The following is a 13,142-nucleotide window of genomic DNA, read 5'->3' as shown; positions in this document are numbered from 1 at the left end:
CTGTTGCACTTCGTTTACGGCGTGCTCAAGTCGGGTCAACCCTTTGACCCGAAACTTGCGCTTGCCCGGTGAGGCTCAAGACGGTATCTACGGGGGGCGTGATTACAAACTTAGATCGCGATTCGAGGCTTTGAGGAACTCCTGCTTCAGCTCGGCAAAGCTGTGCACCGCCGGGAACTGCGGGAATTCGCGGATCACGTTATCGGGTGCGTGGAACAGGATCCCGGCGTCCGCCTCACCCAGCATGCTGGTGTCGTTGTACGAATCACCAGCTGCGATCACCCGGTAGTAGAGGCTCTTGAACGCCAGCACCGACTGACGCTTGGGATCTTTCTGCCGCAATTGATAGCCCGTCACCCGACCGGCATCGTCAGTCATCAGACGATGGCAGAGCAAGGTCGGGAAGCCCAGTTGACGCATCAGCGGCTGGGAAAACTCGTAGAAAGTGTCGGAAAGAATTACCACCTGGAAGCGCTCGCGCAGCCAGTTGACGAACTCGATGGCGCCGTCCAGCGGCTTCAGGGTGGCGATCACTTCCTGAATGTCGGACAGCTTCAGACCGTGCTCGTCGAGAATCCGCAGGCGCTGCTTCATCAGCACGTCGTAATCGGGAATATCCCGGGTGGTTGCCTTGAGGGATTCAATCCCGGTTTTTTCGGCAAAGGCGATCCAGATTTCCGGGACCAATACACCTTCCAGATCGAGACAGGCAATTTCCACAAGACACTCCCATTTGTACTGATTATTGAGTTGAGCGAGCAAAAGGACTGCCGAACTCTAGCGAGTCGTACCGACCGACGCAACGCAGACGAGCGCCCCCGTCGCCTCGGGTTTTTGCTACCATCGCCACTATATAGAGCGCTTAGCGCCACCGACCTGTAGGAAACCGCCCTGATGAGCCCATCGTTCGACGTCACTGAACTCGCCGCGACCTATGCCACCAAATCCGCCCAGGACATTCTCAAACTGGCTTTTGCCGAGTTCGGGGATGATCTCTGGATCTCCTTCAGCGGCGCCGAAGACGTGGTGCTGGTGGACATGGCCTGGAAGATCAACAAGAACGTCAAAGTCTTCAGCCTCGACACCGGACGCCTGCATCCGGAAACCTATCGCTTCATCGATCAGGTGCGCGAGCACTATAAGATCGAGATTGAACTGGTCTCGCCGGACCATACAAAGCTCGAACCGTTCGTCAAAGAAAAAGGCCTGTTCAGCTTCTACAAGGACGGCCATGGCGAATGCTGCGGCATCCGCAAGATCGAACCGCTGCGTCGCAAGCTGTCCACCGTCAATGCCTGGGCCACCGGCCAGCGTCGCGACCAGAGCCCGGGTACCCGCAGCCAGGTTGCCGTACTGGAAGTCGACAGCGCGTTCTCGACGCCAGAGCGCACCCTGTACAAATTCAACCCGCTGGCACAAATGACCAGCGAAGAGATCTGGGGTTACATCCGCATGCTGGAGCTGCCGTACAACAGCCTGCATGAGCGCGGTTTCATCAGCATTGGCTGTGAACCGTGCACCCGCCCTGTGCTGCCGAACCAGCACGAGCGCGAAGGCCGCTGGTGGTGGGAAGAAGCCACCCAGAAAGAATGCGGCTTGCACGCGGGTAACATCATCCAGAAAGCCTGATCCCCTGCCCTGCGAAATCCCCCTGTGGGAGCGAGCTTGCTCGCGATGACGGACTGACATTCAACATTGATGTTGATTGTTACACCGCTATCGCGAGCAAGCTCGCTCCCACAGGATCTGCACTCGGCCAGGAGACCTACTCAAACAGCACTAAACCGCTGCGCCAATTGCTGCTCGGCAAACTGTTCGATGACGAAATCAACGAACGCACGCGTCTTGCCCGGCAGCAGTTTGTGTTCGGCGTAGTAAATCGAGATGTTGCCATCATCGACGTACCAGTCCGGCAACACGCGCTGCAAGGTGCCGGCATTCAGGTAACCGACGGCAAACGGCATGCTCACCAGCGCAATGCCCAAGCCTTGCACTGCGGTGGCGCAAGCGGCTTCGGAGTCACTCATGGTCATCCGCGCCTTGAGACTCAGCGGGCTGTGTTCCTGGCGACGGCTGGTCAGTTGCCAGGACCGCACGCGACCGGTCTGCGGCGAACGAATCAAAATCCCGTCGCAGTCACGCAAGTCATCCGGCTCACGAATCGCTTCGCGTTGCGCCAGATAATCCCTGGATGCCACCAGCACTCGGTGGGCTGGCGTCAGCTTGCGCGCCACCACGCCTTGCGGCAGTTCAAAACCACCACCAATCGCCGCATCGAAGCCTTGGCCGATCAGATCGACCTGGCGGTTATCGAAATGCCAATCCGGATTGATCGCCGGAAAACGCCGCAGAAACTCGCCCAGCAGCGGCACGATGTACAGCCGCCCGAACACCGTGCCCATGCTGACTTTCAGCGTCCCGGCCGGACGTCCTTCAGCGCTGGCCAGATTGGCCACCGCGTTCTGAATGGTGTGCAGACTGGCACTGACTTCGCCGAGAAACAGCTGACCGGCTTCGGTCAGCGTCAAGCTGCGCGTGCTGCGCTGAAACAGCCGAACGCCCAGGCGCGCCTCAAGCTTGGCGACACTTTTGCCCACCGCCGCCGGGGTCAGGCTCAAGCGCCGCGCGGCTTCGGCAAAGCTGCCGACCTCGGCGCTGCGCACGAAGCATTCGATACTGCTAAAGGTTTCCATGGTCGCCACTATAAACTTTTGGTTTACACAGACTATAGCAATTACCGTCTACACAGCTGGTAATCCGAGGCTGATACTCGACTCCAACAACAAGGCAGTCCGCCTTGTACTTTTGGAGAACCACATGACCACTCAAAATCTCAGCGGTAAAGTAGCTCTCGTCCAGGGCGGCTCCCGCGGCATCGGCGCCGCCATCGTCAAACGCCTGGCCGCTGAAGGCGCGGCGGTTGCCTTCACTTACGTCAGCTCCGTTGCCAAGGCTGAAGAATTGCAGAACAGCATCACCGCTACCGGCGGCAAAGCCTTGGCCATCAAAGCCGACAGCGCTGACGCAACGGCCATCCGCAACGCCGTAAACGGCACAGTCAAAGCCTTTGGTCGCCTCGATATTCTGGTCAACAACGCAGGTGTGCTGGCCGTCGCCCCACTGGAAGATTTCAAACTCGAAGACTTCGACCAAACCCTGGCGATCAACGTACGCAGTGTGTTCATCGCGACTCAAGAAGCCGCTAAACACATGACCGAAGGCGGTCGCATCATCAACATCGGCAGCACCAACGCCGACCGCATGCCCTTCGCCGGTGGTGGCCCTTACGCCATGAGCAAAGCGGCGCTGGTCGGCCTGACCAAAGGTCTGTCCCGCGACCTGGGCCCACGGGGCATCACCATCAATAACGTGCAACCTGGCCCGGTCGATACCGACATGAACCCGGCCCACGGTGAGTTCGCCGAGAGCCTGATCCCGCTGATGGCTGTTGGTCGTTATGGCACCGCCTCCGAGATCGCCAGTTTCGTCGCCTACCTGGCCGGCCCGGAAACCGGCTACATCACTGGCGCCAGCCTGACCATCGACGGTGGTTTTGGCGCCTGATTCACCGCCCTCACTGCGCAAAAAACAAAACGCCGGACAACCTTTGATCAGGTTGCCCGGCGTTTTGTTGTCCAGCGTTTTCCCGTTACGCCTGCTCGAGTGCCGGCAAGCCGTACGCGTGCGGTTGGAACGCTTTCAACGTACGAAGAATGCTGTCGGCATGCGCGTATTTTTCGTCAGCCATGGCCGCATCCGGCACAGCAATTGCGGTCATCCCTGCTGCTTTTGCTGCAGTGACGCCAAATGGCGAGTCTTCAAACACCAGGCAATCCTGCGGCGCCACACCCAAACGTCGCGCGGCGGTGAGGAAGATATCCGGCGCTGGTTTCGCCGCGCCCACTTCAGGGTCATCAGCCGTCACGATAGTGTCGAACAGCGCAAACCAATCGCCATGCAACGTGGTTTTCTGCCCGAAGGACTGACTCGAAGAGCTGGTGCCCACAGCAATCGGAATGTTGTTCGCTTTCAAGTGCTGAACCAGCTCCTGCGCCCCCGGCATCGCCAGCGCACGCGGAAAGCGTTCACGCATCAACGGCTCGCGGATCACCAGAAACTCTTCAGCGCTGATCGGCAAGTCCAGCGCCTCGACGACATAGCGCGCCAGATCACCAGCACCGCGGCCGATGATGTTCTGTTTGATGCTCCAGTCGAAGGTTCGGCCGTAGCGTTCGGCAATGATTTGCGTGACCTCGGTGTAAATGCCCTCGGTATCGAGCAGCAGACCATCCATATCGAAAATCACGGCCTTGATCGGGCCGAAGTCGAGCGGTGCATTCATCGCATCTGATCCGTTATCAACACAACATTCCGGGAGGCGGCGCAGGTACGGCCAATGCCTTGATCGATCGAAGAGGGATCGATTAAAGGGGTCGGCAGCATAGCGAGCGCAGTTCACATGCAGCAACTGTTTGCCGCTCCCACGCGTCGATCACGGCCTAGGGTGTGTAGTGAGCGCAAGGAAAGCGCCGCACGGTTACTTATAGAAATATAAGAAAATCATTGCATGACTTATGGAAGGCTTATTAAGATCTCATGAACGAAATCTACTGGACCCGCAAAGCGGTAAAGCAACTGCTCAGAGTACACACAGAGCACCGGGCCCAAATCCGCGATGCCGTAACGCAGTTAGAGCGCATGCCCGACGCAATCAACGTCAAGGCGCTGGCCCTGCACAATTGCGGGTATCGCCTGAGAGTCGGTAACTACCGGGTTCTGTTTGACTGGGACGGCTCGGTCCAGGTGGTCAGCATTCAAGAGGTCAAAAAACGTGACGAACGCACCTACTGACATACAAATCATCAACGGCCCGGACGGCGAGCCGGCCTTTGTCGTCATCCCCTACCAGCAGTATGTCGCTCAACACGGAGGCACCGAGCTGATTCCTCATCAAGTGGTCAGTCGTATCGTCGATGGCGCCACCCCCATCCGCGCCTGGCGCGAACACTTGAACCTGACGCAGGAGGAAGTGGCAAAGCGGATGGGAATTTCACAACCTGCGTTCGCCCAGCAAGAGGCTGTGAACAAACCACGTCGCGCCACTCGGGAAAAAATCGCCATGGCGTTCGGGATCAGGGCTGATCAGTTGGAGTTGTGAAGTTCGAGTCATTGCAGGGTCAGGACTCAGGTCGCGCACTAGCATGGGGTACTAGGGGCGTAGTCATCCGGAATGAAAAAACCCGGCAATTAGCCGGGCTTTTTCAAATCGTACCGCTGGAATCAGTGCCCCTACTTGCCCATGAGCGCACCGCCCGCTGCGCCGCCAAGGCCTGCACCGATGGCGGAGCCGGTCTTGCCGCCCAGCGAGTTGCCGATGACCGAACCACCCGCCGCGCCTACACCACCACCGATTGCAGCTTTAGTGCGGTGGCCCTTGCGCGCGCCGGCAGCACTGCCCGCTGCGCCCGCAACACCGGCACCAATCGCTGCGCCGGTGTTGCCACCGAGCTTCTGACCGACCACATTACCCAGCACACCGCCCAGGCCACCGCCGAGCGCTGCGGAGCCATCACCGGCAGCCATTGCACCTTGAGCGACCAAAAGGCCCAGAACCAGAGCAGGCAAAGTTAAACGCATGACATGAACCTCAAAAAGGGTACTAATTTAGTAAAACCCGGGTGCTTAAAAAGGCCGTCGATTCAGGCAAAGAACCGGCCCAACCCTCCCGAGCGCGAGGGTTGGACAGTTTATACGCAAAGAGTTTTATCGAAGGCAAAAAAAAGCCCGCTGGGGAGACGGGCTAATGGAATTGCTTTTTAACGGATGAGTTGAGCCTACGGATTTGATTGTGAAAGAAGCGTGAAAGAAACATCCGACGATCAATAACGTTGATACCGCCCTTTCGGTTACTTGCGTACAGGCGCTGCGACCTTCGGCATAAACGGTTTTGCGGTGGTTTTGGTCACCGCCGGCAGCCTGGCCTTACCCGGCTTGGTCGGCGTTTCACCAAACCCCGCCACATAATCCGTCTGACCACACTGCACACAATTGTTGACCGGGTACTCAGCGCCATCATCTTCAATGTAAGGATTGCTCATCTATCAGTCCCTCCAGACAGATCGATACCGGCAAACAACTGATTGCCTAAAAAATACCGACCTTCAAGGTTTTTGAGACTAGCCGGTCATTCCCAGACCAATGATTCAAATGTGAAACGCCCGACGAACGGCGAGGAAAAGCCTCTGACCTCACCGACCGCTTTCTGACAGATAAAACGCCAATCAGCTTTACTTGCTAAGGACTGTTGCGACTCAGGTTCAGCAGATGGTTTGGGTGTTAAGCGCACAGGAGGTTGTATGACGGTATTTTTACTGCTGTACCTGTGCACTGACGCATCTCGTACGGACTGCCAGGTAATACCTGTCGAACACTGGGTACAGGCCGACGCTTACAAGCAATGCATCGCTGCTGCCAAACAGCTAACGACGGATCTCACCGCCAAGAATCGCAAGAGCAATTACTTTGTCTGTGAAACGAAAGTCAGCCAGTGATTCTCAAATTTATTTTTGGATGTCGTAGTCACTGCGTCAGGAACACGTCGCTAACCCGCCCCGACTGATACACCCCATCCCCACCAGCGCCGCTTCAACCGCCTCATCCAAAGGCGTGTGCGGCTCGCACCCCAGCACCTCGATCAATCGCGCATTGTCCATCTGCACCGGTGTGCTCCACAAATAACGCATCTCCAGCATTTCACGGAAGGTGACAACAAAGGGCGAAGCCACTTTCAGCAACCACCACGGGAACGCTGTCACTCGCGGCTCCGCGCCCGTACGCTGAAAGACAACACGCTGAATAGCGCTACTCATCTGAGTACCGTCAGTGTCCAGATGACCGGCCATATGAAAGCTTTCAAAGGCGTCGAGTGTGGTGCGGCGCTCCAGTAACTCGACCATGGTCCGCGCAACGTCCGGCAGGTAAGCCCACTGGTGAGCAACGCCCTGCTTACCCGGATAAACCACCGCGTTGACGGGTCTCCCCGGCTTGATCAGCCCCTGGGAAAACCAGTTGTTGCCGGCTCTGGGCCCAAAAAAATCTCCGGCGCGAACGATCAGCGCACGAGCGCCATTGTCCGCAGCCTTGCGCAAACGCTGCTCCATCTCCACCCGAATAGCGCCTTTTCGGGTGTGCGGATGCTGCGGTGAATGCTCTCGCAGTACCGGAAAGGCATCAGGACCAAAGTTATAAACTGTGCCAGGCAGCACGATGGTTGCACCTTCAACCAGGGCCGCAGCGATGGTGTTATCGAGCATCGGCAGTACCAGTTCCGACCATCGACGATAACCCGGCGGATTGACCGCATGAACGATTACCGAGCAACCTTTTGCTGCCTCGATAACATCCTGCCGATTCAACGCATCACCGCGCAGCCACGTGATACCCGTTCGTTGATCGATGCCCTTTTCGAGATGACGCGTTAGCGCGCAAACCTCCCAACCGGTGTCTTTCAATTGCCGCGCCACTTCCCCGCCAATCCCTCCTGTCGCTCCCAATACCAGAACTTTGCTGTTCTTCATGTCCGACACCTCAAGGTTGTAGAGGGCTTGATCCTGGGCGAACGGACGCTATAGATAAATTGCCGAAGATAAGCGTGACGCTATACATTTATGCATGGCATCGAATATTGGTTGGGAGCTTTATCGATCCTTCCTGGGGGTACTCAACGAAGGATCGCTGTCGGGCGCGGCGCGCTTGCTCGGCATTACACAGCCAACAGTCGGCCGGCACATCGCCGCGCTCGAAAAGGCGCTGGGTGTTGCCTTGTTTACGCGATCACAAACAGGACTGATGCCCACCGAAGTGGCGCTGACCCTGCGCGCCCACGCACTCACCATGGAAAGTACAGCGGCCTCGATTGAGCGAGCAGCCTCAAGCCGGGGCACGGCAGTACAGGGGATTGTCCGTATTTCAGCCAGCGACGTGATTGGCGTCGAGGTGTTGCCGCCCATCATCGCGCGGCTTCGCCAACAACACCCCGCGTTGAAAATAGAACTCGTACTGACCAACCGCGTGGTGGATCTCTTGCAGCTTGAAGCCGACATCGCCGTGCGCATGATGCGTCCGCGCCAAGAGCAACTCGTGGCGCGCCGTATCGGTCGACTCGAGCTTGGGCTGTATGCGCGCGCAGAATACTTGAGCCAACACGGAACACCGTGCGACCTCAACGAACTGGCCAGCCATTCGATCATCGGTTACGACCAGTCGAATGCCTTTATCCGCAGTATCGGCAAATCCATAAAAGGCTTTGACCGCCACCTCTTCTCACTGAGCAGCGACAGCAACCTTGCGCAGTTAGCGCTGATACGTGCAGGCGCGGGCATCGGTTTCTGCCAGGTTCCGCTGGCCAAGCGTGACGCAGCGCTGCAACGTGTGCTGACGAACTCGTTTTCGCTGGGAATGGAAACCTGGGTCACCATGCATGAGGACTTGCGCAACAGCCCGCGCTGCCGAACGACCTTCGACGCGTTGGTTGAAGGGTTGCAGCACTATGCCGATCAGGATGCTCTGGGTGATTGAGTTGCCAAAAGGGGGACTTTTTCTGTGAGTGCGAGCGTTACTGGCGCGCTTCAAATCGCAACTGGCAAAGCCTGCTCGCGCAGGATTCACCAGCCTTTGGCACTACATCAAACGGCTTAAGCTTTAGTGTTGATGAGCACGCCGGTTATCTGCCCATTGCCATTCACAACGCCAGTAGAAGGCGCCTTGGACGGCGTTGCAGCGCCTACGTGTTGCTGATGCTGTTTTTGCATCAATAGCTGAGCTTGATGATCACCATGCCCAGCCTCTTGAGCGGTTTGTGCAGCGGTTTCGGTTGCTTCTTTCAGTGCCGCCGCAACGTTGCTGGCAACAGTGGTGACGCTTGTGGATGCAGTTGCCTGATCCGCTTGCGCCTTGGGCTGACTTTGGGCAGAACGGAGCCCGTTAATAGTCACTGGGTTGGAAGCCGAGATTGCTCCGATGGACATAGGTAACTCCTGAATGAGTGGATTACACACGCGTGAATCGTGAATGCGATTTGCGTCAACGTTACCCTTTGAGTCCTGCCCTTTGCCTGGTTCTCCTCACTGTCAGCCACGGCGCCGCAGAGCTTAGATTTGGCGTTGTGGGGTTACCGTCGGATAAAGGTGAAAACTTCATGGTTTCCAGAAATAAAAGTCCGAAAGCGCCTCATTGAGATAGCGCCTTTGACAAATACTACCGTTACAATTTGACACTTATTCACTCCGCAAAGACCAAAGTCCATGACTGAAGACTTCGAAGTTCCTAGCCCGCACGAACAACATCTGGAACACGCGACCGAACACGCCCAGGCCCGTGGGGACAGTTTCGCCAGCAAGATCGCGGTGATGACGGCGATCATGGCGACCATCGGCGCCATGCTCAGCTATCAGGCGGGCTCCACGGAAAGCGAAGCGGCAATGGACAAAAACAACGCCGCCATCAAGAAAACCGAAGCCTCCAACCAGTGGAATTACTACCAGGCAAAATCCAGCCGACAAAACCTGTCGGAACTGGCGATCCACATCCCCGGCCTCGATGCCGCGCACTACACCGCCGAAGCGCAACGCTACAAAACTGAAAAAGAAGCAGTGCGCAAGCAGGCAGAGATACTCGAAGCGGAAGCCAGCGAGTGGGATGCCAAATCAGAATTGGTATTGCACCAGCATCACCGCTGGGCACAGGCAATGACGGCCATTCAGATTGCCATTTCGCTGGCGGCGATCACCTTATTGACGCGCAAGGAGTGGCTGAAAAGGGTCGCCTACAGTGCCGCAGGCGTCAGCGTCGTGCTGGGTTCGCTGGCATGGTTACATCTATAAGTTTTTTCTGGGGGGGAGCGACATCAAGTCATCGTTCCTCCACCCTGCCTCTTGCCGAACGGCCACAGGCAATCAATACACAACCGTGACCAGAACGGACAGCCAAAGCAGCACAACGCCCAACGCAAATGCCCGCCTGGCCGGCAAAACCCTTTCCAGCGTTTCATTCTCAACGGGCGTTGTGGCTATCCAGGTCACCGCTCCGAGCATCGCGAATCCACCCAGAGCCAACACCACCACGAGGATTTCGTGCCAGCGCCACGGGTGAGGTTCATGCACGCCCCAATAGCCGAGAAAAGCCATGCCCATGGCAAACATCGTCGCAGAGGCGGAGCAAAGCCCCACAATTGAACCTACTGGTGCGCGCATCCGGCATCACTCCAATGTCAATTCATAAGGGTGCGTACACACGCTAGCACCTACGCGGGACACTGCCTGCAACTTGAGCGCCTACCGGCACGATTTCGTGGGAAGCAAGGCGCCCAGGTTCGAAATCACGGATTCCTTGTCGCGGCATGAAACTTATGAGCTACAAACAGTTACGCAATGACTTCATCAGAGCGCCCGACTTGGCCCACGGCGGACCTTGATACAGCGATATTCGACTCCCATTCTTGTACTTCACAATATCCAGAGTCTCGTCGGCGGTAATAACGCTTGGCGCAGTGATCCTGTAGCCGTTAGCAATCGCAATCTGAGTGGTTTTAGGGACCTCGCGCTGCCAGGCCGGCAGAACGCACTGTGCAAAGTCCTTCGGAACCTTGGCAGTGATCTCACTGACATTCGGTTCACCCGGCACCAAGGACGCCGGCAAAGAGCACCCCGCCAACGCCGCAACAGCAAGCGCGCCTATCAAGATTCGCATAATTGTTCCTTGCAATAAAATGTGGCAAATGTAACGCGAGGCCGGGTAGACATCCAGTGTAATTGGGGGCCGGAGTGCAACTCTCGGCTTCAGAATTGAGAACGAATCTATCGAAAAGGAACGTTTTCGCGCGTACCTGAAAGTCGCTCCTGCTCCTTTTCGCAAGTCCCGCATTCAGGCTTGACGTTTCGTCGCCTCGTCGTTGATAGGCTCTGGACCGTAGAGCACACTCCGAATCGCTGACGGAACCAGCCCCCAAACAGAAAGCCCACCACGTGTGGGCTTTCTGTTGCCTGCCCTCCCCTCGCACGCCAATACCTCAGCCCTAAGGATATTTGGCGCGCACCGCTGAACTCGACTTTAATTTTACTGATGCACCCACGAGTTTCTTCACGACACTCACTACCGGGAGCCCAGTCATGAACACCCCTCTATTCGCACTGGTCGCCGTGTTGTCTGCGGTGGCTGGATGCAGCTCTGATTCACAGGTCTATCGAGAGCAACCGCTGGTCGCAAAGGTCGAGATGGGAATGAGCAAGGATCAGGTCCAGCAAATCGGCGGGAAGCCTTTATCGATCAGTGATCGCACCGTCGAGCCCGGCACCTGCTTTGACTACATGCTCACGCAAGCCGGCCAGAAGCATACGTTCAATGTCAGCTTCGACAGGACTGGCAAGGTAGACCATAAGAGCTTTATGACATGCGCGGAATGGAGCCGCGTGCAGCAAAAAGCTAGGGAGCCGTCCGGCAGTATGGGTGGCATGGGCGGTGGTGGTGGTTATTAACGCAGGGGTCATGCCGGCCTATACCCGTGTAACGGCTGGCCGGCCAAGGAGACTGAAATGAAGTGCACTTTTTTTACCCTGATGACTCTGCTGTTTTGCTCATCGGCCATGGCGTTGCCGCCCGATGGGGAAGCGCTTTTCCAGGAAAACTGCAGTGCCTGCCATGGACCTCGAGGCATGGGAGGCTCGGCACCTAAATTGGCGGGAGATGCCAGCGAGTGGAAATCAAAGACATTCGAGCGGGCGGTATTGAACGGTGTCGACGACCATGGAAAGCCCCTGAAAGCCCCCATGCCACACTGGAGTAGCGCCAGCTTCAAAGCTGACAACGGCGCAAAACCCGGCAAGCTTGAAGTGGACGCGATACAGCAATACCTGCACAAGCAAAAATAACGCATAACCTTCGGCCGGACGCTTGAGCGGCGCCGGCCTTTTTCATTCTGGTCCTATCTGATCCTGTGCAATTCCCGCCGTCCATGGGTGGCCTTGAGGTCGTGTCGAATCTCGCCGATGAGCTTGGTTATCGCTAGATTGCCAGTCAGGCTGGAAGCAGGGATCCCTGTCACCAGCAACTCCACTCGGCCAGTGACTGGCTCGAAAATCTGAGCTTGCAACGATCCGCCTGGGCCAACTCGACATTGACAGGAAAGGGGCAGGAATGCTGATTCGATGAGGTGACGCAACTCGAGCGTAGATAACATGATGACTCCTTTCAGGACAGGAGCCAGCCAAGGTGCTCTGGCTTGATGTTGTTGATGGGGTCCAGAAGCATTAACCCCTGAACACTGCCCCCCAAATCACTTGGCGGGGTGACGGCATATCCAGTCTACGCCTTGAGTAGCCGTCTGTTAGACCGTTTCGGAGTGTGTGGTTGGGGAAACTGGCCTTGTAGGGCTTGGTAAGACGGTATATTTTTTTCAGGTGGGCAGGCGTCCGGGATGCTCGCAGCCCACCTCCGGTCATTACCAAGAGGAGAGGTGAAAATGACCAACTCCGTGAAGAAAATGCCGATCCATACCGAAGATAAAGCCAGTCAGCACCCGGTAACGACTGATCTTTGGCGCCCCCTGGAAAAACTGCGGCAACAGGTCGATCACCTGTTCGAAGACTTCAATCGAGGCTCAGGATTGTCGCCGTTCAGCCGCGGACCGTTTGATGTCGAGCCGTTCTGGCGACGGGAATTTATCGGTCGCGGCCTACCTGCCGTGGATATTGCCGAGAAGGAAAAAAGCTTCGAAATCACTGCCGAATTACCCGGCATGGATCAGAAGAACATCGAGATCAAACTGTCCAATGGAAGCCTGATCATCAAAGGCGAAAAGAGAGAGGATAAGGAAGAGAACAGAAAGGGCTATCACCTGTCCGAGCGTCACTATGGCTCCTTCGAGCGGGTGTTCAACCTGCCAAAAGGGGTCGATGCCGACAAGATTGAAGCAAAATTCAGCAACGGTGTGTTGAGCATATCGCTGCCGAAAAAGCCCGAAGCCATAAAACCGGAAAAGATCGTGCCGATCAAAACCGAATGAGCCGGTGACAGCCCAGCCCCTTGTCGGGAAACCGGCAAGGGGCTTTTCATTGTAGTGAGGAAGGGATACGCGCAACTGTAGACGG

The 13,142-nt window shown here is 56.7% G+C and carries 20 protein-coding genes; 10 read left to right on the top strand and 10 right to left on the bottom strand.

All coding sequences use genetic code 11. The annotated features are described in order from the left end of the window. Window positions 1-102: 102 nt before the first annotated feature. Window positions 103-720 carry a bifunctional phosphoserine phosphatase/homoserine phosphotransferase ThrH gene (gene thrH, locus ACIPIN_RS22845; protein ID WP_401122435.1) on the bottom strand — a complete coding sequence of 206 codons (618 nt, stop codon included), beginning with the start codon at window positions 718-720 and terminating at the stop codon, window positions 103-105. Window positions 721-894: 174 nt separating this feature from the next. Between thrH and ACIPIN_RS22840 the strand changes: the two genes are divergently transcribed. Then, the gene (locus ACIPIN_RS22840) at window positions 895-1,629 is read left to right on the top strand and encodes a phosphoadenylyl-sulfate reductase (RefSeq protein ID WP_401122433.1); all 735 of its coding nucleotides are present in this window, start codon (window positions 895-897) and stop codon (window positions 1,627-1,629) included. 140 nt (window positions 1,630-1,769) lie between these two features. Here the strand turns inward: ACIPIN_RS22840 and ACIPIN_RS22835 are convergent, their stop codons facing one another. Continuing rightward, window positions 1,770-2,693, bottom strand: a complete 924-nt coding sequence (locus ACIPIN_RS22835; RefSeq protein ID WP_401122430.1) for a LysR substrate-binding domain-containing protein — start codon at window positions 2,691-2,693, stop codon at window positions 1,770-1,772. A gap of 124 nt (window positions 2,694-2,817) precedes the next feature. On the opposite strand from ACIPIN_RS22835, the gene ACIPIN_RS22830 reads away from it, so the two are divergent. Beyond that, on the top strand, window positions 2,818-3,564 hold the full coding sequence (locus ACIPIN_RS22830) for a 3-oxoacyl-ACP reductase family protein (RefSeq protein WP_401122427.1): 747 nt from the start codon (window positions 2,818-2,820) through the stop codon (window positions 3,562-3,564). Window positions 3,565-3,649: 85 nt separating this feature from the next. On the opposite strand, the gene ACIPIN_RS22825 is transcribed toward ACIPIN_RS22830, so the two are convergent. Beyond that, window positions 3,650-4,342 (bottom strand): HAD-IA family hydrolase, encoded by a 693-nt coding sequence (locus tag ACIPIN_RS22825; protein ID WP_401122425.1) that lies wholly within the window; start codon window positions 4,340-4,342, stop codon window positions 3,650-3,652. Between the two features lie 254 nt (window positions 4,343-4,596). Between ACIPIN_RS22825 and ACIPIN_RS22820 the strand changes: the two genes are divergently transcribed. Further along, on the top strand, window positions 4,597-4,851 hold the full coding sequence (locus tag ACIPIN_RS22820; protein ID WP_401122422.1) for a type II toxin-antitoxin system RelE/ParE family toxin: 255 nt from the start codon (window positions 4,597-4,599) through the stop codon (window positions 4,849-4,851). Then, complete coding sequence (locus ACIPIN_RS22815) at window positions 4,832-5,158, top strand: helix-turn-helix domain-containing protein (protein WP_019689429.1); 327 nt, start codon at window positions 4,832-4,834, stop codon at window positions 5,156-5,158. The genes ACIPIN_RS22820 and ACIPIN_RS22815 overlap by 20 nt, the downstream gene beginning before the upstream one ends. A gap of 131 nt (window positions 5,159-5,289) precedes the next feature. Here ACIPIN_RS22815 and ACIPIN_RS22810 read toward each other — a convergent pair whose 3' ends face one another. Both ACIPIN_RS22810 and ACIPIN_RS22805 read right to left on the bottom strand, forming a co-directional pair. Continuing rightward, a complete protein-coding gene (locus ACIPIN_RS22810) occupies window positions 5,290-5,637 on the bottom strand; it encodes a bacteriocin (RefSeq protein WP_401122419.1) in 348 nt (115 codons plus the stop codon). Window positions 5,638-5,906: 269 nt separating this feature from the next. Continuing rightward, window positions 5,907-6,098 (bottom strand): hypothetical protein, encoded by a 192-nt coding sequence (locus ACIPIN_RS22805; protein WP_401122416.1) that lies wholly within the window; start codon window positions 6,096-6,098, stop codon window positions 5,907-5,909. 258 nt (window positions 6,099-6,356) lie between these two features. Here ACIPIN_RS22805 and ACIPIN_RS22800 point away from each other — a divergent pair, with 258 nt between their 5' ends. Then, on the top strand, window positions 6,357-6,551 hold the full coding sequence (locus ACIPIN_RS22800; protein ID WP_401122413.1) for a hypothetical protein: 195 nt from the start codon (window positions 6,357-6,359) through the stop codon (window positions 6,549-6,551). Window positions 6,552-6,587: 36 nt separating this feature from the next. On the opposite strand, the gene ACIPIN_RS22795 is transcribed toward ACIPIN_RS22800, so the two are convergent. Beyond that, window positions 6,588-7,577, bottom strand: a complete 990-nt coding sequence (locus tag ACIPIN_RS22795) for an SDR family oxidoreductase (protein ID WP_401122410.1) — start codon at window positions 7,575-7,577, stop codon at window positions 6,588-6,590. 94 nt (window positions 7,578-7,671) lie between these two features. Here ACIPIN_RS22795 and ACIPIN_RS22790 point away from each other — a divergent pair, with 94 nt between their 5' ends. Next, on the top strand, window positions 7,672-8,577 hold the full coding sequence (locus tag ACIPIN_RS22790) for a LysR family transcriptional regulator (RefSeq protein ID WP_401122407.1): 906 nt from the start codon (window positions 7,672-7,674) through the stop codon (window positions 8,575-8,577). A gap of 116 nt (window positions 8,578-8,693) precedes the next feature. Here ACIPIN_RS22790 and ACIPIN_RS22785 read toward each other — a convergent pair whose 3' ends face one another. Continuing rightward, complete coding sequence (locus ACIPIN_RS22785; protein WP_401122404.1) at window positions 8,694-9,026, bottom strand: hypothetical protein; 333 nt, start codon at window positions 9,024-9,026, stop codon at window positions 8,694-8,696. A gap of 276 nt (window positions 9,027-9,302) precedes the next feature. Here ACIPIN_RS22785 and ACIPIN_RS22780 point away from each other — a divergent pair, with 276 nt between their 5' ends. Further along, window positions 9,303-9,881, top strand: a complete 579-nt coding sequence (locus ACIPIN_RS22780; protein ID WP_401122402.1) for a DUF4337 domain-containing protein — start codon at window positions 9,303-9,305, stop codon at window positions 9,879-9,881. 72 nt (window positions 9,882-9,953) lie between these two features. On the opposite strand, the gene ACIPIN_RS22775 is transcribed toward ACIPIN_RS22780, so the two are convergent. Both ACIPIN_RS22775 and ACIPIN_RS22770 read right to left on the bottom strand, forming a co-directional pair. Then, window positions 9,954-10,250, bottom strand: coding sequence for a hypothetical protein (locus ACIPIN_RS22775; protein ID WP_401122399.1), 297 nt, complete (start codon window positions 10,248-10,250; stop codon window positions 9,954-9,956). A gap of 160 nt (window positions 10,251-10,410) precedes the next feature. Further along, the gene (locus ACIPIN_RS22770; RefSeq protein ID WP_401122396.1) at window positions 10,411-10,746 is read right to left on the bottom strand and encodes a hypothetical protein; all 336 of its coding nucleotides are present in this window, start codon (window positions 10,744-10,746) and stop codon (window positions 10,411-10,413) included. A gap of 419 nt (window positions 10,747-11,165) precedes the next feature. On the opposite strand from ACIPIN_RS22770, the gene osmE reads away from it, so the two are divergent. Both osmE and ACIPIN_RS22760 read left to right on the top strand, forming a co-directional pair. After that, the gene (osmE, locus tag ACIPIN_RS22765) at window positions 11,166-11,531 is read left to right on the top strand and encodes an osmotically-inducible lipoprotein OsmE (protein WP_401122393.1); all 366 of its coding nucleotides are present in this window, start codon (window positions 11,166-11,168) and stop codon (window positions 11,529-11,531) included. Between the two features lie 57 nt (window positions 11,532-11,588). After that, window positions 11,589-11,924, top strand: a complete 336-nt coding sequence (locus ACIPIN_RS22760; protein ID WP_401122391.1) for a c-type cytochrome — start codon at window positions 11,589-11,591, stop codon at window positions 11,922-11,924. Window positions 11,925-11,977: 53 nt separating this feature from the next. Here ACIPIN_RS22760 and ACIPIN_RS22755 read toward each other — a convergent pair whose 3' ends face one another. Beyond that, window positions 11,978-12,232 (bottom strand): DUF1652 domain-containing protein, encoded by a 255-nt coding sequence (locus tag ACIPIN_RS22755; RefSeq protein ID WP_401122388.1) that lies wholly within the window; start codon window positions 12,230-12,232, stop codon window positions 11,978-11,980. Between the two features lie 282 nt (window positions 12,233-12,514). Here ACIPIN_RS22755 and ACIPIN_RS22750 point away from each other — a divergent pair, with 282 nt between their 5' ends. Further along, window positions 12,515-13,057, top strand: a complete 543-nt coding sequence (locus tag ACIPIN_RS22750) for an Hsp20/alpha crystallin family protein (RefSeq protein ID WP_401122385.1) — start codon at window positions 12,515-12,517, stop codon at window positions 13,055-13,057. Window positions 13,058-13,142: the final 85 nt, after the last annotated feature.

The sequence above is a fragment of the Pseudomonas sp. NPDC087697 genome, from assembly GCF_044743155.1.
Lineage (GTDB): Bacteria > Pseudomonadota > Gammaproteobacteria > Pseudomonadales > Pseudomonadaceae > Aquipseudomonas.
The sequence above is the reverse complement of the archived record's forward strand: the minus strand, read 5'-3'. Positions and strand labels throughout refer to the sequence as shown.